The organism is Pseudoflavonifractor sp. An85 (assembly GCF_002161235.1).
Lineage (GTDB): Bacteria > Bacillota > Clostridia > Oscillospirales > Oscillospiraceae > Enterenecus.
Window position 1 is genome coordinate 55,878 of sequence record NZ_NFHE01000002.1, and the last position, 16,580, is coordinate 72,457.

The following is a 16,580-nucleotide window of genomic DNA, read 5'->3' on the forward strand; positions in this document are numbered from 1 at the left end:
TATGGCATGGATTCAGAGAGAACACAGGTGGAACTTTATGTGACGCAGTACAACTTCTGGTTTAGAAACGTGGATGATCTCCGGGGACACTTGTACTTGTATGGATTTTTAGCCTACATTTCGGTAATTATGGGGCGGATTGGGCACAGCTATGTCTGGGCCTCCATTCTAACGGCTTTCATCCCCTTGTACTGGCTGGCTACCACGGTGATGCGGCGTCGGATGACCCAGGTGAGCCATTTCCAGGGCGCTTTGTTTGGCGGTCTGGGTTCGGTGCTGCTCTCCCTTTATACCACCTGTGTGGGACTGGTGTATGTGGAAATAGCCAGGCTGGGCCCGGGGTATTATGTGGGGGTGTTGGTGGCCTGGGGGATTTGTACGTTTCTCCACTTCTGCCCGGCCTTGTGGCGTGTGCATCGGGGGAAATTAACCCCTCGTAAGTTCGATAAATATGGATTTCTAATAAAAGAGTTCACCTATGAGCAGCGGAAATGGGGATCCTGGCTTTTGTTGGCCATTGTGGTCCTGTTCATCTTGTTTTGGGTGGCGTTTGCCAAGCTCATCTATCCAAGACTGGGGAGAGCCGGAGCCCCCATGACCATGGTACTTATGACCTTCATGATGGGACAATTCATGGAGGTGGGCATTACCGGGCTGCTGAAAGCCTACTACATCAAAAAGTATGACATACCGGGGGAATCCAGACCCGCCCGGGATGAGCGGTGGGAGCCCAAACCCTCATTGGGGCAACGCATTTGGTTTGGATTTTGGAAGTGGTTTATGATTATCCTTGCGATACTCATCTTGGTGGGGGTATTTATGCTTCCATGAGGAAGAAAAAACAGCCGAGGGCCGGAAGTTCACACTTCCGGCCCTCGGCCATTTCCTATCTCGTTAACCCTTGCAGGCGTCCAGCAGAGCCTGGGTCATGTCGGTTTTCTCCCAGGGCAGATCCAGCTCGGGACGGCCGAAGTGGCCGTAGGCGGCGGTCTGGCGGTAGATGGGACGGCGCAGATCCAGGCGGTTGATGATGGCGGTGGGGCGCAGGTCAAAGACCTGGGTCACGGCCTGCTCCAGCACCTCGTCGGACACGGTGCCGGTGCCGAAGGTGTCCACCAGCACGGACACGGGATGGGCCACGCCGATGGCGTAGGCCAGCTGCACCTGGCAGCGGTCGGCCAGACCGGCGGCCACCACGTTCTTGGCCACCCAGCGGGCGGCGTAGGCGGCGGAACGGTCTACCTTGGTGGGGTCTTTGCCGGAGAAGGCGCCGCCGCCGTGGGGGGCGGAGCCGCCGTAGGTGTCCACGATGATCTTGCGTCCGGTGAGGCCGGAGTCCCCCTGGGGGCCGCCCACCACAAAGCGGCCGGTGGGGTTGACGTAAATTTTGGTGTTCTCGTCCATGAGGTTGGCGGGGATAGTGGGACGGATGACGTGCTCCACCATGTCAGAGCGAATCTGCTCCAGAGACACCTCGGGGCTGTGCTGGGTGGAGATGACTACAGCGTCCACCCGCACGGGGTTCTGGTTCTCGTCATACTCCACGGTGACCTGGGACTTGCCGTCGGGCCGCAGGTAGTCCAGGGTGCCGTCCTTGCGTACGGCGGTGAGGCGCTGGGCCAGCTTGTGGGACAGGGAGATGGCCAGGGGCATGAGCTCCTCGGTCTCCCGGCAGGCGTAGCCGAACATCATGCCCTGGTCGCCGGCGCCGCCGTCCAGCTCGTCGGTCATTTCGCCCTCACGGGCCTCCAGAGCCTTGTCCACGCCCATGGCGATGTCGGGGGACTGCTCGTCGATGTTGAGCACCACGCCGCAGGTGTCGCAGTCAAAGCCGTACTTGGCGCGATCGTAGCCGATGTCCCGTACCACTTCCCGGGCCACCTTGGCGATGTCCACATAGCAGGAGGTGGTGATCTCGCCCATGATGTGGATGAGACCAGTGGAGACGGTGGTCTCGCAGGCCACCCGGGCCACGGGGTCCTGGGTGAGGATGGCGTCCAGAACGGCGTCGGAAATCTGGTCGCAGATCTTGTCGGGGTGTCCCTCGGTGACAGACTCCGAGGTAAAGAAACGTCTTGCCATAAGTAATCTTCCTTTCGTAACAGTGAAATACACAACAAAAAATCCGCCGGACAAACCGGCGGATGGAGACAGCGTGTCCTCATCTTGCGCGCGAGTGTACCACTCGTCTCCGCCGGATTTGGCACCTTGCTCGCAACGAGCAGGTTGCCGTGGCTTCATTGGGCCGATCCCTCCGCCACTCTCGATAAGGCAATGTTTAATTGCGGTGTCTATTATATCGGGGCAAGTTCCCACTGTCAATGGCAGAAATGTGGAAAATTATTTCTTGGGCCGGGGTCGAAACAGGAAGGATGCCACAAGACCCAGGGTAATGGCCAGGGCAATACCACCAGCGGTGGCGGTGAGCCCGCCGGTGAGCACCCCCAACCAGCCATCCTCTTCCACTGCCTTGCGCACCCCCTGGGCCAGGGTGTGGCCAAAGCCGGTGAGGGGGACGGTGGCGCCAGCCCCCGCCCAGTCCACCAAGGGCTGATACAGACCCAGACCACTGAGAATGACCCCAGTAACCACATAAAACACCAAAATCCGGGCGGGGGTGAGGCTGGTTTTGTCCAGCAACACCTGGCCGATGACGCACAGAATGCCACCCAGCAAAAAGGCGTTGAAGTATTCCATCAGGTTGTACCTCCTTCCAGCACAATGGCATGGCAGATGCCGGGAATGGACTCACCTTGCATGGTGGACACCGGGGAGAGCAGCGCCCCGGTGGGGCAAAAGAGCACCCGTTTCCACTGTCCCGAGATCAGGCCGGGGAGGACTAGGGTGGTGAGCACGGCCGCGCTGCATCCACAACCGGAGCCGCCGCTGTGGACGTCCTGGGCTTCCCGGTGGAACAGCAACAGCCCACAGTCGTTGTAGTTGGACAGGGGGGTGCCGTCCCGGGAGAAGAAGTCGGAGACGATCTCCCAGCCCAGCTGGCCCAGGTCTCCGGTGAGAATGAGGTCGTAGTCGCTGGGGGAACGCCCGGTGTCAGAGAAGTGGGCCCGCAGGGTGTCATAGGCCGCCGGGGCCATGGCAGCCCCCATGTTGGCGGGGTCTTTGATGCCCTTGTCCATCACCTTGCCCAAGGTCACCCCGGTGATTTTTGGTCCCTTGCCTTGGGAGGCCAGCACCACAGCTCCGGCGGCGGTGGCGGTCCACTGGGCGGTGGGAGGCCGCTGACAGCCGTACTCCAAGGGGGTGCGGTATTGCCGCTCGGCGGAGCAGAAGTGAGAGGAGGTCATGGCGGCGGCGTACTCTCCCCAGCCGCCGGAGAGGAGCAGGGAGGCCACTGCCAAACTCTCCCCCATGGTGGAACAGGCGCCGTATAGACCCAGGTAGGGCGCCCCCGCCCATCGGGCGGCAAAGGCGGAGCTGATGCACTGGTTGAGCAGATCCCCCGCCAGGAGAAAATCCAACTGTTGGGTTTGGAGGTTGGCACGCTTTAGGGCAGTGTCCAGTGCCAACTGTTGCATGGTGGTCTCGGCCATCTCCCAGCTGGACTGCTGGAAGGTGTCGTCCTGACAGGTGTGGTCAAAAAAGCGGCCCAGAGGGCCTTCCTGCTCTTTGCGGCCCCCTGCACTGCCATAGCCCACCACAACGGGGGGGTGGGAGAAGAGATGGGTTTGTGATTTGGGGTTCATAGACGGAGCTCCTTTGCCAAATGTAGTGTTTCTAGTTTGCACCATTGGGAGGAAATTATCACGAAATGGGTGGAACCCTAGAAAAATTCACAAAGGAGTGGTATAATGCAGTCTAGTAAATTTTTAATGAGATACCGGGAGGAATCCGTTTATGTCAGAACAGACCCGATTCATTGGTTATATTTGCCCTGTGTGCGGCAAAGCGGTGGTGGTGGAGCGCACCGCCTTCGCCCTGGCCGCCGGTGACCAGACCATCCCCTGTCCCTGTGGGAAGTCCCAGCTGGAGTTCCACCAGCAGGGGGATCACTGTCAGGTGACCGTGCCCTGCTTGTTCTGCGCCAAGGACCACCACACCGTGTGTTCCACCCGGGCCATGATGGAGGAGAAGCTGTTGGTGCTCTCCTGTTCCGCCTCTGGCCTGGGCTGCTGCTTCATCGGTGAGGAGGAAGCGGTGTTTTCTGAAATGGAAAAGCTGGAGCGGGCGGTGGACAAGCTGCGCATGGACGACCAGGAGGAGACCCGAGGCACCTTTTTGGACGAGATCGTCATGGGCGAGGTGCTGGGTGAGCTGAAAGAGATTGCAGAGCGCAAAGGCATCTCCTGCGGCTGTGGCTGCGACCAATACGGCATCAAGGTGGGGTATTCCTCGGTGGATGTGGTGTGCGCCGGATGTGGGGCCACTTTGCGTCTTCCCGCTGCCACCCTGGACGACGTGGACGAGATTTGCGCCCGCTATACTCTCACCATCCCTGGAAAGAAGGAAGTATAAATGAGTAAGATCACTGAGGTTACCTTCCGGGTGGACTCCCTGGATGTGGACATGTTCAACCAGTGCCGCCCTTCGGCGGTGCTGGGCTATTTGCAGGAGGCGGCCACTCAGGCGGCCATTGAGCTGGGTGCTTCCGGGCCGGAGATTTTGGAGAAGTACAACTGCCTGTGGATGGTGTCCCGCAACTGGGTGGAGCTGGACGCTCCCCTGCGGTGGAACGAGGAGTTCACCATCCAGACCTGGCACCGGGGCGGTACCGGTGTGGCCACCTACCGGGACTTTGACATTTTCCGGGACGGGGTACGCATCGGTCAGGCGGTGGCCCAGTGGGTGATGGTGGATGCCGACACCCACAAGCTGTACCGGATGCGGGACGTCACCGAGTTCCAGGGCACCGACGGCGGAGAGCGGAAAAAGTCCATCAAGCTCCACCGGGTGCCCATGCCTAAGGAATTCAGCGTGGCAGGGAAGCGGTATCTGGGCTATTCGGACACCGACATCAACGGCCATATCAACAACATCCACTACGCTGACTACGCCTGTGATGCCCTTCATTTGGAGCAGCACGGAAAGGGAAAGTTTGTCCGGGAGTTCCAAATCTCCTACATCGGCGAGTGCCGAGCCGGAGAGGAGCTGACCATGGAGACGGAGATGGAGGACAACCACCTCTACGCCCGTGGGGTGGGCCCCGAAGGGGACGCCCGCTTTGAATATGCCTTGACCTTGGCCGAACAAGGTTGATTTCTGGAGAAAATCGAGGAATTATAGCTCATGAAGCGACAAAAGAGACAGAAGCAGGGCCGTGTAACTGCTCAGCCACGGCCCATAGATCGCTACTTTCCCACGGCCCAGGAAGGGCTGAACAACGACCAGGTGTCCCGTTTGGCAGCTGCCGGGTGGACCAATGCCGTGGAGGAGACCAACTTGAAATCCACCGGTGAGATCATCCGGGAGAACACTTTGACCTTCTTCAACCTGGTGTTTGTGGTGCTGGCGGCGTTGCTGGTGCTGGCGGGGAACTTCCGGGACATGTTCTTTTTGGTCATCGCCATCATCAACTCCCTCATCGGCATTATCCAGCAGCTGCGCTCCCGGGCCACTTTAAGCAAGCTGTCCCTGGTGGCCCAAGCCCGGGTGAAAGTGGTGCGCGGGGGACAGCTGGGCACCGTGCCTGTGGACAAGTTGGTGCGAGAGGATATTGTAGAGCTGGGAGCGGGAGACCAGATTCCCGCCGATGGCCCAGTGCTGGAGGGTCAGGTTACGGTGAACGAGGCCCTCATCACCGGTGAGGCAGACCCCATTGTGAAAAATCCGGGGGACGATTTGCTCTCGGGCAGCTTTGTGGTGTCTGGCAAGTGCCGGGCCCGGATGGACCACGTGGGTGCGGCCAGCTACGCAGCTCGCCTCTCTCACGAGGCCAAGGCAGACCGAGGGGTGGGCAAGTCGGAGATGATGAAGTCCTTGGATCGCCTGATTCGGGTTATCGGTTTTGCCCTTATCCCCATGGGCATTGCTCTGTTTTTCAATGAATTTTGGGTGCAGGAGCAGGACTTTGCCACCTCCATTACCTCCATGGTGGCCGCCCTCATCGGTATGATTCCCGAGGGGCTGTATCTGCTCACCAGTGTGGCCCTGGCGGTATCGGTGATGCGGCTGGCCCAGCGCAAGACTTTGGTGCACCAGATGAGCGCTATTGAGACCTTGGCCCGAGTGGACGTACTGTGCGTGGATAAGACGGGCACCGTCACCCAGCCGGAGATGTCGGTGCAAGAGCTGGTGTATCTGGACCCAGAGACCCACTCTCCCCAACAGGTGGAGGAAGTGCTGGGTGCCTACTATCAGGTGATGGAGGCAGACAACGACACTGCCCGTGCCTTGGCCGCTCGCTTCCAGAAAGAAAGCGGCTGGCAGGCTCAGCAGGTGATCCCCTTCACCTCGGCCAACAAGTGGTCGGCGGTGGTGTTCCAAGGCCGCGGCTCCTATGTGGTGGGTGCGCCGGAATTTATTCTCAAAGAGGATTATAAGGCCATTGAGGACCAGGTGGCCCCCTATCAGCAGGCGGGCTGTCGCGTGCTGCTGCTGGCCCAATGCGACACCCTGCCTACCCAGGAGGGTGGCTTGCAGGGCGTGGTGGTACCTGTGGCCCTGGTGGTGGTGGCCAATCCCATCCGCCCCGAGGCCCCCGAGACCTTCCGTTACTTTGCCAAGTACGGAGTGGACGTGAAGGTGATTTCCGGCGACAACCCCCAGACCGTATCCAACGTGGCCAAGCAGGCGGGAATTGCCGGGGCGGAACGCTTTGTGGATGCCGCCACCCTGAAAGAACCGGGAGACTACCAGCGGGCGGTGGAGGAGTACACCGTCTTTGGACGGGTGACCCCGGACCAGAAGCGCAAGCTGGTGAAGGCCCTGCAAAAAGCGGGGCATACCGTGGCCATGACTGGGGACGGCGTCAACGACGTGCTGGCCCTGAAAGATGCCGACTGTGGCATCGCCATGGCCTCGGGAGCGGAAGCCGCCTGTCAGGTGGCGGAGCTGGTGCTGCTGGACTCGGACTTTTCTGCCATGCCCCGAGTGGTGGAGGAGGGGCGACGGGTCATCAACAACATCCAGCGGGCGGCAGCCCTCTATCTGGTGAAAAACATCATGTCGGTGTTTTTGGCCCTCATCACCCTCTTTGCCGGGTTCCCGTACCCCTTTGTGCCCATCCAGCTTACCCTTATCAGTGCTCTGACCATTGGTATTCCCTCCTTTGTGCTGGCTCTGGAGCCCAACCATGAGCTGGTGCGGGGACGGTTTATGCACAACGTGCTCCGTCGGGCCTTACCCGGTGGCCTGACAAACATCGTGCTCATTGTGGGGCTGGAGCTGTTCACTTACGCCTTTACCTTCCAGCGGGCCACCTTGTCTACTCTGTCCACCGTTACCATCGGTGCAGTGGGGCTGCTGGTGATCTACTATGTGGCCCGTCCCTTGGACAAGAAACGGTGGGCGCTGTTGGGGTCCATGACGGTGGCTATGATTATCGCCGTGCTGCGCTTTGGCTCCTTCTTTGAGCTCACCCCCCTGGACCTCCAGTCCGCCCTAGTCATTGTGGTATTCCTCATGCTCACTCCCTCGGTGATCTACGCCTTTGAGACTGCCTTTGAGTGGGGGAGCCGGGTAAAAGCAGCGTGGCTGAAACGCCGGGGTGGCAGTCGGATGCTGCCCAAGGGATAAAAGTTCCACAGGGGAATGTGGCTCGTATGGCATTGAAATGATAGAAATGGGGGAGGCAATAAATGTCACGATTTGAGATGTTTCTTCAAAGAGCAGCGGAGACCCAATGGAATTTCAATGTGTTTGTGGCACTAGCCGTGGTTGTTGTCCTGTTTGTGTTGGAAATTATCTGGATGAGAAGGAATAATTCCAAAGATCGCGAAAGAAAGTGTGTAAAAAAAGCAAAGGAACTGGGGCATGTAGTTTACGGAAAGCGTATCAGTGTGTGGGATGATGATTTGACACGTACCAGTGTGAGTTCTTATGTACACGCTACTTACGTCTACGAAGTAGATGGCAAGGAGTATAAGTATAACTATTTAAAAAGAGCGGCTGCGCCATTGACTCTGAAACTTTACTACATAAACAATCCAAAACGGGCCTTTACTGGTGAAAAGAAAAGCAGTGTGATTTTGTCGTTGCTGTTTTATCTGATCCCATTAGCGGCTGGAATAGCGGTGATGAATCTGCTGGGAGGCGCATAGGGCGTCGCAGGCAAAATGTAAGCGCACCGGATAGGGACATGATTCCTATCCGGTGCGCTCATTTTGACGTTTCTAGAGGTTACTTCAAAATCTGGGCCAGTTCTTCAAAACTGTGGACGATATGGGTGGCCCCGGCCTGGGTCAATTCCTCCTGGCTGCCGTAGCCGAAGGTGACGCCGATGGAGTCCAGGCTGTTCTCCTGAGCGCCGCGGATGTCGTGGAGCCGGTCGCCCACCATGACACAGTGGGCCTTGTCCGGGCAGGCATCTCCCAGACGGGTGAACACCTCGGCGATGACTTCACCCTTCTTGGTGCGTGTCCCATCCAAGCAGCTACCCACGATCTGGTCGAAGTAGCCGTCGATGTGGAAGTGCTCCAGAATCTGACGGGCGAACACCTCGGGCTTGGAGGTGGCCAGACACACGGTTTTCCCCGCCTCTTTCAGCTGGGAGAGCAGAGGCTGGGAGCCGGAAAACGCCTTGTTTTCAAAAATACCCTTCTGGGAGAAGTACTCCCGGTACTTTTCCACCGCTTTCTGGGCGGTAGGGAGGTCAAAGTGGTAGAACTCCATGAAGGAGTCGATGAGGGGCGGGCCAATGAAGGGGGTGAGCCGGTCCGGGTCCTCCTGGATGCCGAAGGAGGCCAGGGCATAGGCCACGGAGTTGGTGATGCCCTCTTTGGGATCGGTGAGGGTGCCGTCTAAGTCAAAGAAAATGTGGGTGTACATGGTGTGTTCCTCTTTTTACATGAGATAAGAGTATTATACCGGAAGTGGAGGGTATGGACAAGACAAAGATGGAACGGTTGAGTTCGCCCAGTCCCTGTGCTATCATGGAGAGCAACAACACCCAAGGAGGGAGAGTCCATGCAAGCCCAAACCCCATGGTTTACCGTGGATCAGGTGGACCCGGATACCTATATCATCAGTGAATACCGCCACTGGGAGGAAACCCATTGCTATCTGCTCAACGGCAAGGATCGCACCCTGCTCATTGACACGGGGTTGGGCATCTGCGACATCTCCCGGGTGGTGGAACCGCTGGCCCGGGGGCCAGTGACGGCGGTGGCCACCCACATCCATTGGGATCACATTGGCGGGCACCGGCACTACCCGGACTTCTATGCCCATGAGGCGGAATTGGACTGGCTGCAAGGGGGCTTCCCCCAGCCCATCCAGCTGATCCGGGGCTATGTGGTGGACCGCTGCCAGTTGCCTCAGGGCTACGACGTGAGCAACTATGAGTTTTTCCAGGGAACCCCCACCCGGGTGCTCCAGGGCGGGGAGACCATTCACCTGGGAGGCCGGGACATCCAGGTGCTCCACACCCCCGGCCACGCCCCAGGACACATGTGCTTTTGGGAGGAAGGGCGGGGCTACCTGTTCACTGGCGACCTTATATATCGTGGCCTGCTCACCGCCTGGTTTCCCTCCACCGATCCCCAGGCCTATCTAAATTCCCTGGAACAGGTGGCAGCGCTTCCAGCCCAGCGACTCTTTCCTGGCCATCATGACCTGGACCTGCCACCGGAGCTGCGCCTTCAGATGCGGGACCGGCTGCGGGAGCTGAACCAGGCGGGAAAGCTGCACCACGGAAGCGGTACCTACCAGTATGGGGACTGGGCTATTCAGTTGTAGATGGAGGAGAGGATCTATGATGATTCGGGAGTTTCAGCCGGGCGACGGCGAGAAAATGGCGGAGCTGTTTTACAATACCGTCCATACCGTGAATGCCAGAGACTACACCTCTCAGCAGCTGGCGGTGTGGGCCACAGGGGAGATGGACCTGGAGCAGTGGGAGAGGTCTTTCCTGGGCCACTGTGCTTTGGTGGCAGAGGACGAGACAGGTATTCTGGGCTTTGGGGATATCCATCCGGACGGCTACCTGGACCGGCTGTATGTGCGCTGGGATTGCCAAGGGCAGGGGATAGCCTTGACCAACTTTGTCATGGAAAAGACTGTGACAAAGATTGGGTAATTTAGCACGGTACTGCGCTTGACGCTGGGAGGAAAAACGTGTAAAATGGAATGGTATCGTTCCCACATACCGGGGATGAGAGAAGAGAAAAAGGGAGTTTTACACAATGAAACAACGAGAGAGTTTTTCCTCCCGGCTGGGCTTTTTGCTCATATCCGCCGGGTGCGCCATTGGCCTGGGAAACGTGTGGCGGTTCCCCTATATCACCGGCCAGTACGGCGGCGCCGCCTTTGTGGTGGTGTATCTGCTCTTCCTGGTCATCATGGGCCTGCCCGTGATGGTGATGGAGTTTTCCGTGGGCCGTGGCAGCCAGAAGAGCATGGCCGGGTCCTTCCAGGCCCTGGAGCCCAAGGGCAGCCGCTGGCACTGGTACAGCTGGTTCGGTCTGGCGGGCAATTACCTGCTGATGATGTTCTACACCTCTGTGTCCGGCTGGCTCATTTTGTACTGCATCAAAATGGCCAAGGGTGATTTCCACGGCCTGGACACCGCTGGGGTGAGCCAGGAGTTTGGCAACATGCTCTCCCAGCCTGGTATCATGACCGTGTTCATGGTTCTGGTGGTGGTGGGCAGCATGCTGGTAGTCTCCCGGGGCCTGCAAAACGGCGTGGAGAAGATCAACAAGGCCATGATGCTGTGTCTGCTGGCCGTCATGGTGATTTTGGCGATTCGTTCCCTCACTCTGGAGGGAGGCATGGAAGGTCTGGCCTTCTATCTGATGCCCAACTTCCACAACCTGATGTACGATAGCCAGGGCAACTTCATCCTCTGGGAGGCCATTTACGCCGCCATGGGTCAGGCCTTCTTCACCCTGTCCCTGGGCATCGGCGCTCTGGCCATCTTCGGCAGCTACATTGGCAAGGAGCACACCCTGCCCGGCGAGGCCCTGCGGGTGGGCATCCTGGATACCTGTGTGGCCTTTACCGCCGGTCTCATCATCTTCCCCGCCTGCTCTGCCTTTGATGTGGCCGCCGACAGCGGCGCCAACCTCATCTTCATCACTCTGCCCAACGTGTTCAACGTTATGAGCGGCGGTCGGCTGTGGGGCGCGCTGTTCTTTGTGTTCATGTCCTTTGCTGCTCTGTCCACCGTCATTGCCGTGTTTGAAAACATCGTCTGCTTCTACATGGACAAGTGGGGCTGGAGCCGCAAGAAGGCGGTGCTGGTGAACACCGTGCTCATCCTGGTGCTGTCCATGCCTTGCGTGCTGGGCTTCAACCTGTGGAGCGCCTTCCAGCCTCTGGGCGCTGGCACCTCCATCATGGATCTGGAGGACTTCCTGGTCAGTGACAACATCCTGCCCCTGGGCTCTCTGGTGTACCTGCTGTTCTGCGTCAGCCGCAAGGGCTGGGGCTGGGACAACTTCCTGGCCGAGGCCAACACCGGCTCGGGCCTGCGCTTCCCCCGCAACGTGCGCTTCTATGTGACCTACCTTCTGCCCATCATTATGCTTATCATCTTTGTCATGGGCTACTGGAACCGCTTCTTTGCATAAGAAAAATGACCGGGGTTTCCCGGTCATTTTTCTTATGCAAACTTTTTCTTCGTTAGTGTGTGAAAGTGCTTGAAATTTTTATGGGCCTGGGGTACAATGAGAAACACGAGTACACCCAATGGAAGGGAAAAGGAGCGATACCCATGAGTAAAATTCCAATGAAAACTCCCCTGGTAGAGATGGACGGGGATGAGATGACCCGCATCCTCTGGCAGCAGATCAAAGAGGTGCTGCTGGAGCCGTATATTGACCTGAAAACCGAGTATTACGACCTGGGGCTGCGCCACCGGGAGGAGACGGGAGACCAGGTGACCGTGGATGCCGCCGAAGCCACCAAGAAGTACGGCGTGGCCGTGAAGTGCGCCACCATCACCCCCAACGCCCAGCGGGTGGAGGAGTACAACCTGTCCCAGATGTGGAAGTCTCCCAACGGCACCATCCGTGCCATTCTGGACGGCACCGTGTTCCGTGCTCCCATCATGGTAGAGGGCATTAACCCGGTGGTGAAGAATTGGGAGAAGCCCATCACCATCGCCCGTCATGCCTTTGGCGATGTGTATAAGGCCACCGAAATGCGCCTGACCGGCCCCGGCAAAGCCGAGCTGGTGTTCACCACCGCCGACGGCACCGAGCAGCGCCAGACCATCCAGGACTTCAAGGGCCCTGGTGTGGTGCAGGGTCAGTTCAACCTGGACGCCTCCATCACCTCCTTTGCCCACTCCTGCTTCCAGTACGCTCTGGATGTCAAGCAGGACCTGTGGTTCTCCACCAAGGACACCATCTCCAAGCAGTACGACCACACCTTCAAGGACATCTTCCAGGACCTCTTCGAGGCGGAGTACAAGGAGAAGTTCCAGGAGGCAGGCATCACCTACTTCTACACCCTCATTGATGACGCCGTGGCCCGTGTTATCCGCTCTAAAGGCGGCTTCATCTGGGCCTGTAAGAACTACGACGGCGACGTCATGAGCGACATGGTGTCCACCGCCTTCGGCTCTCTGGCCATGATGACCTCTGTGCTGGTGTCTCCCGAGGGCTACTATGAGTACGAGGCCGCCCACGGCACCGTCACCCAGCACTACTATCGCCACCTGAGAGGGGAGCAGGTGTCCACCAACCCCATGGCCACCATCTTCGCCTGGACCGGCGCCCTGGCCAAGCGGGGCGAGCTGGACAATCTGCCCGAGCTCACCGACTTTGCCCACCGCCTGGAGAAGGCCGCTATTGACACCATCGAGTCCGGTGTCATGACCGGCGATCTGGTGGGCCTGTGGGAGGGGAAAGCCCCCGCCCAGAAGGTGACTGGCCTGGAGTTCATGCGGGCCATTGCCGCCAAGCTTTGATGATCGTGTAGCTTCCGCCACATGCCAGAGGCGGGTGGGAAAAGATGCAGTTTGTGAGGCAATGCCGTTAAGTTAAACGATTTTGCCCCTGTTAAAAAGGCACCACCTATCCGCGGATAGGTGGTGCCTTTTTGAAAATTCACTTTGTCAAGAACTGTGTAAGTGCTGGAATAAAAGGGCTGAATATCGTCATATGGTTTGCCACAGATTGGATAAATGCGTTGTACCTTTCGGCAAAAGTTTTCTTTCCAATACTTGCCTCCATATCGGAAATTATCTCTTGTGTCTCCTTCCCGTTAGGAAGTTGCTCGGCAAGAGTTTTTAATGTTTCAAACAATGCTTTATCTTGTTCATTTAGGTTATAAACCGTAACAGAGTTATCCGTCGAATTGATGTTTACTTTGTCTGTATCACTGATGACATAGTTGTTGATAACGCTCCCTTGAGGTGCTTTTCGATAATTGCTTAGCTTCTCAAATTTGATTTGATAATGTGCAGGAAATCCGTGAAAAGCATTGCAAAATCCGCGGTCAGTAACTAAATACTGCTCTTTCAACCCGCTTGGGAGAGTTCGTTCAATAATATCACCTTCTTCTATGGGGAGGCTTCCATCCTCTATTAAGATGAGTTCCCTGTCGAAGAGTGCCATTACGTCATCAATGACACTGGAATTTTGCTTGATAATTTTTGCCGTATCCCTTGGAAAATTGTTGAGCATATGTTCCTCCTTTATCAATTCATGGTCAGTTCCTGATACATCTTCATCAGTTTCGCCACACAGCTGCTCTCTGTCGTGGTTTTCACGTCAAAGCCATACGCCTGCATGACGGCTCTGTCGTTTTGCTGGTGCGCCTTTCGCAGCTCTGGGGGCATGGTCACTTCGTCGTAGAGGTCAGCCAGGCTACAATCCGGGTACAGGGCACGGGCGTCCAAAATCCCTTGGGCAGTCTGTTCAATCTTGGCCTTTTGTGCCTCGGTGGGGGTGGGCCAGGGGAAATTATTATATACAATGTCTTTGGAATAGCGGTAGTCACTTTTAATGCGTCCACATACAGCACGCATCCATGCCATGTGCACGTTAGACATCAGTGTACCAAAGTGGTACAGATTAGCACCGGGGATGATTTGTACAGCATCGTTTACAATAATGTCAGGTGAGACAAAACCAAAAGGAACATATTTTCTTGTTTCTGAGGAGTGTCGAGGAACAATAATATATTCACTATTAGGATGACGAATCTCTTGGAAAAGTGTAGGACTCTCAGCACTTTTCTGTGTTGCAGCTTTGGTACTATTTAGTCTGAATTGTCGAACGGCTTCAACTCTATCCATGATAAATTTGGACTTTCGAATTTCACTTGGTGAGGCACCGACAAGCCATAGACAATACCTCATCTTGTTATTGATATATTCGGTTGCACCATAAATGCGTTTTAGACATTTTGATATTTCTGGTTCATTTTTTACGGCTTGATGGTATTCCTCGGGGGTAAGGAAAAGAAAACCGCCGTCTGTTGGTTTATTTCCATACACCATTTCTGGTACAGGCGAAAGTGACCTGTTTCTACTTTCTATGAACACATCCGGTGCATCTATCAAATACGCATTTATATTCTGTACTTCCTGGAACCGTTCAGAAGTGTATATCCGCTTTTTCTCACTGTTGGGTGCAATGCTAAAGCCCACAATGACACAGTGTACATGGGCTTTCAAGCTGGCTTCACTGTCCCAACGGAAGGTACGGTGGGCGAAGTCAATGTGAATGCCAAAACGGTCATACAGCGGCTTCCAAACCCCTGCCACCTGTTCCCCCTGGGTGATGCTGTTGGTGGACACAAAGGCGGTGCGAATTCCGGAGCCTTGCATCAGCTGTGCGGCCTTGAAGTACCAACCGGAGACGTAATCAATTTTTCCGGCTGTTTTATAGGGCTTGCCCTTTTCGTCCACATAGATGGACAGCAAATCCTCTTTTTGCTCCTTGCTCTGGAGCGAGTAGCCCACAAACGGCGGATTGCCCATGATATAATCCAGTTTGTCTTTGGGCACCACGCTCTCCCAGTCCAGCCGCAGGGCGTTCCCCTCCACGATGGAGGCGTTGGTTTTCAGGGGCAGGAAGTCCAGGGACATGTGCACCACGTCCTCCGTCTCCTTCATCATCTGGCTTTCCGCAATCCATAGGGCGGTGCGGGCCACGGTGACGGCAAAGTCGTTGATCTCAATGCCGTAGAACTGATTGATGGACACCTGGATGGGGTTGTCCATGTCCAAGGTGATCTGGTCGTGGTGGAGGGCAGCTATGACCTCATTCTCCATTCGCCGCAAAGACAAATAGGTCTCGGTGAGGAAGTTACCCGAACCACAGGCGGGGTCTAAGAAGGTCAGCCCTGCCAGCATGGCCTGAAAGGCTTTCAGCTTGGTCATGCGGGTTTTCTCTACGGTAATCTCAAAAATCTGGGCCAGTTCGTCCCGAAGGCTGTCCAGGAACAGGGGGTCAATGACCTTGTGGATGTTCTCAATGCTGGTATAGTGCATGCCACCCTTGCGCCGGGTATCCGGGTTGAGGGTGGATTCAAAGACAGCGCCGAAAATGGTGGGGCTGATCACCGACCAGTCAAAGTCCTCGCTGGCCTGGTGGAGAATCAGATCCACAATGGTCTCATCCAGCCGAGGAATCACGCTCTTTTCTGCAAACAATCCACCGTTGACATAGGGGAAGGTTGCTAAGTCCTCCTCCAGATAGGGGTCTCGGTCCTCCGGCTTGGTGTTGAGTACCTCAAACAAATCCATCAAAGCCCGGCGGGCATCGGAAATGTGGTGCTGCAAGTAGTTATGGAACATATTCCGGTGGCCAAAAATCCCCGCATCCTCAGCGTAAAGGCAAAAAACCAGGCGCACACACAGGGCGTTGAGGTGCTTCAAGGTCTCCTCGCTCTCTGGGTCCTTGTACTGGGCTAGCAGGGCATCATAGAGCACACCCACAATGCGCCCAGCCTCCAAGGAGACCTCCATCTCTTTGTGGATGTTGGTGTCTCCGGTGTCAACCAGAAATTGCAGACGGTAGTGCTCCCGTTCCAGATCCTTGAGTTCGATGATTTCAGGCTCACCGGTGGGCCACTCCATATCGTAGACATAGAACTGGGAGAAGTTACAGGTGACGATCCACCGGGGCCGCTGGGAATAGGGCAGCTCGGCGGAGTACCGTTTGGCCTGCTGGAAGGGGGAGAGCAGAGTACCGTCTGATTGACGGATGGGCTTATTCAAGTCTTTGCCCAGGCTCTTTTGCTCAATGAGTACATGGGTGGCGGGAATAAACCCGTCAATGAAGCTGGTGTGGTCCAGCATGATTTGGTCCTCGAAAGTGATAAAGGCTTCTGGGTGCTCCACACCGTATACATCCCGCAAAAGGGAGAGCCAAAAAGATTGGCTTTGTCCCTTTTCATATCCCTTACCCGCCCACTGGGCGGCAAATTCTTTTGCAGCGGCGCGACGTTGTGCGTCTGTCATAAAACGTCCTCCCGAATGTGTTTTTCATAAGCATAACATAATTGAC

15 protein-coding genes and 1 riboswitch are annotated in these 16,580 nt (G+C 56.6%); of the genes, 9 read left to right on the forward strand and 6 right to left on the reverse strand.

Features of this window, described 5'->3' with window-relative positions; genetic code table 11:
* The first annotated feature begins 6 nt into the window (after positions 1-6).
* On the forward strand, positions 7-831 hold the full coding sequence (locus B5G37_RS01685) for a hypothetical protein (RefSeq protein WP_087253141.1): 825 nt from the start codon (positions 7-9) through the stop codon (positions 829-831).
* 63 nt (positions 832-894) lie between these two features.
* Here the strand turns inward: B5G37_RS01685 and metK are convergent, their stop codons facing one another.
* The 3 genes from metK to spoVAD form a co-directional block, all read right to left on the reverse strand.
* Complete coding sequence (gene metK / locus B5G37_RS01690; protein ID WP_087253144.1) at positions 895-2,082, reverse strand: methionine adenosyltransferase; 1,188 nt, start codon at positions 2,080-2,082, stop codon at positions 895-897.
* A gap of 76 nt (positions 2,083-2,158) precedes the next feature.
* Positions 2,159-2,273, reverse strand: a riboswitch (SAM riboswitch).
* A 67-nt stretch (positions 2,274-2,340) separates the two neighbouring features.
* Positions 2,341-2,697: a stage V sporulation protein AE gene (spoVAE, locus tag B5G37_RS01695; RefSeq protein ID WP_087253147.1), complete on the reverse strand. Its 357-nt coding sequence runs from the start codon at positions 2,695-2,697 to the stop codon at positions 2,341-2,343.
* Positions 2,697-3,704 (reverse strand): stage V sporulation protein AD, encoded by a 1,008-nt coding sequence (gene spoVAD / locus B5G37_RS01700; protein WP_087253149.1) that lies wholly within the window; start codon positions 3,702-3,704, stop codon positions 2,697-2,699. Before spoVAD ends, spoVAE begins: the two co-directional genes overlap by 1 nt.
* Positions 3,705-3,855: 151 nt before the next feature.
* Between spoVAD and B5G37_RS01705 the strand changes: the two genes are divergently transcribed.
* The 4 genes from B5G37_RS01705 (at position 3,856) to B5G37_RS01720 (ending at position 8,216) form a co-directional block, all read left to right on the forward strand.
* Positions 3,856-4,473, forward strand: coding sequence for a hypothetical protein (locus B5G37_RS01705; protein ID WP_087253151.1), 618 nt, complete (start codon positions 3,856-3,858; stop codon positions 4,471-4,473).
* Positions 4,474-5,214: an acyl-ACP thioesterase domain-containing protein gene (locus tag B5G37_RS01710; RefSeq protein ID WP_087253153.1), complete on the forward strand. Its 741-nt coding sequence runs from the start codon at positions 4,474-4,476 to the stop codon at positions 5,212-5,214.
* A 30-nt stretch (positions 5,215-5,244) separates the two neighbouring features.
* Positions 5,245-7,692, forward strand: coding sequence for a cation-translocating P-type ATPase (locus tag B5G37_RS01715; protein WP_087253155.1), 2,448 nt, complete (start codon positions 5,245-5,247; stop codon positions 7,690-7,692).
* Positions 7,693-7,754: 62 nt separating this feature from the next.
* Positions 7,755-8,216 carry a hypothetical protein gene (locus B5G37_RS01720; RefSeq protein ID WP_087253157.1) on the forward strand — a complete coding sequence of 154 codons (462 nt, stop codon included), beginning with the start codon at positions 7,755-7,757 and terminating at the stop codon, positions 8,214-8,216.
* Positions 8,217-8,295: 79 nt separating this feature from the next.
* Here B5G37_RS01720 and B5G37_RS01725 read toward each other — a convergent pair whose 3' ends face one another.
* Complete coding sequence (locus B5G37_RS01725) at positions 8,296-8,943, reverse strand: HAD family hydrolase (protein ID WP_087253158.1); 648 nt, start codon at positions 8,941-8,943, stop codon at positions 8,296-8,298.
* 138 nt (positions 8,944-9,081) lie between these two features.
* On the opposite strand from B5G37_RS01725, the gene B5G37_RS01730 reads away from it, so the two are divergent.
* The 4 genes from B5G37_RS01730 to B5G37_RS01745 all read left to right on the forward strand — a co-directional run bounded on the left by B5G37_RS01730 (position 9,082) and on the right by B5G37_RS01745 (position 13,030).
* Positions 9,082-9,852, forward strand: coding sequence for an MBL fold metallo-hydrolase (locus B5G37_RS01730; protein WP_087253160.1), 771 nt, complete (start codon positions 9,082-9,084; stop codon positions 9,850-9,852).
* Between the two features lie 16 nt (positions 9,853-9,868).
* On the forward strand, positions 9,869-10,192 hold the full coding sequence (locus B5G37_RS01735; protein WP_087253162.1) for a GNAT family N-acetyltransferase: 324 nt from the start codon (positions 9,869-9,871) through the stop codon (positions 10,190-10,192).
* A gap of 106 nt (positions 10,193-10,298) precedes the next feature.
* Complete coding sequence (locus B5G37_RS01740) at positions 10,299-11,687, forward strand: sodium-dependent transporter (RefSeq protein WP_087253164.1); 1,389 nt, start codon at positions 10,299-10,301, stop codon at positions 11,685-11,687.
* Positions 11,688-11,830: 143 nt separating this feature from the next.
* A complete protein-coding gene (locus tag B5G37_RS01745; protein ID WP_087253166.1) occupies positions 11,831-13,030 on the forward strand; it encodes an NADP-dependent isocitrate dehydrogenase in 1,200 nt (399 codons plus the stop codon).
* Positions 13,031-13,169: 139 nt separating this feature from the next.
* Here the strand turns inward: B5G37_RS01745 and B5G37_RS01750 are convergent, their stop codons facing one another.
* Positions 13,170-13,748, reverse strand: a complete 579-nt coding sequence (locus tag B5G37_RS01750; protein WP_087253168.1) for a hypothetical protein — start codon at positions 13,746-13,748, stop codon at positions 13,170-13,172.
* Positions 13,749-13,762: 14 nt separating this feature from the next.
* Complete coding sequence (locus B5G37_RS01755; RefSeq protein WP_087253170.1) at positions 13,763-16,534, reverse strand: DNA methyltransferase; 2,772 nt, start codon at positions 16,532-16,534, stop codon at positions 13,763-13,765.
* Positions 16,535-16,580: the final 46 nt, after the last annotated feature.

Bases quoted from the DNA above. Each gene is read 5' to 3' on its own strand.
- B5G37_RS01725 (WP_087253158.1), bottom strand. From the start codon at position 8,943: ATGTACACCCACATTTTCTTTGACTTAGACGGCACCCTCACCGATCCC.
- B5G37_RS01750 (WP_087253168.1), bottom strand. From the start codon at position 13,748: ATGCTCAACAATTTTCCAAGGGATACGGCAAAAATTATCAAGCAAAAT.
- B5G37_RS01740 (WP_087253164.1), top strand. From the start codon at position 10,299: ATGAAACAACGAGAGAGTTTTTCCTCCCGGCTGGGCTTTTTGCTCATA.
- B5G37_RS01715 (WP_087253155.1), top strand. From the start codon at position 5,245: ATGAAGCGACAAAAGAGACAGAAGCAGGGCCGTGTAACTGCTCAGCCA.
- spoVAD (WP_087253149.1), bottom strand. From the start codon at position 3,704: ATGAACCCCAAATCACAAACCCATCTCTTCTCCCACCCCCCCGTTGTG.
- B5G37_RS01735 (WP_087253162.1), top strand. From the start codon at position 9,869: ATGATGATTCGGGAGTTTCAGCCGGGCGACGGCGAGAAAATGGCGGAG.
- B5G37_RS01745 (WP_087253166.1), top strand. From the start codon at position 11,831: ATGAGTAAAATTCCAATGAAAACTCCCCTGGTAGAGATGGACGGGGAT.
- B5G37_RS01705 (WP_087253151.1), top strand. From the start codon at position 3,856: ATGTCAGAACAGACCCGATTCATTGGTTATATTTGCCCTGTGTGCGGC.
- B5G37_RS01720 (WP_087253157.1), top strand. From the start codon at position 7,755: ATGTCACGATTTGAGATGTTTCTTCAAAGAGCAGCGGAGACCCAATGG.
- B5G37_RS01710 (WP_087253153.1), top strand. From the start codon at position 4,474: ATGAGTAAGATCACTGAGGTTACCTTCCGGGTGGACTCCCTGGATGTG.
- metK (WP_087253144.1), bottom strand. From the start codon at position 2,082: ATGGCAAGACGTTTCTTTACCTCGGAGTCTGTCACCGAGGGACACCCC.
- B5G37_RS01685 (WP_087253141.1), top strand. From the start codon at position 7: ATGGATTCAGAGAGAACACAGGTGGAACTTTATGTGACGCAGTACAAC.
- B5G37_RS01730 (WP_087253160.1), top strand. From the start codon at position 9,082: ATGCAAGCCCAAACCCCATGGTTTACCGTGGATCAGGTGGACCCGGAT.
- spoVAE (WP_087253147.1), bottom strand. From the start codon at position 2,697: ATGGAATACTTCAACGCCTTTTTGCTGGGTGGCATTCTGTGCGTCATC.
- B5G37_RS01755 (WP_087253170.1), bottom strand. From the start codon at position 16,534: ATGACAGACGCACAACGTCGCGCCGCTGCAAAAGAATTTGCCGCCCAG.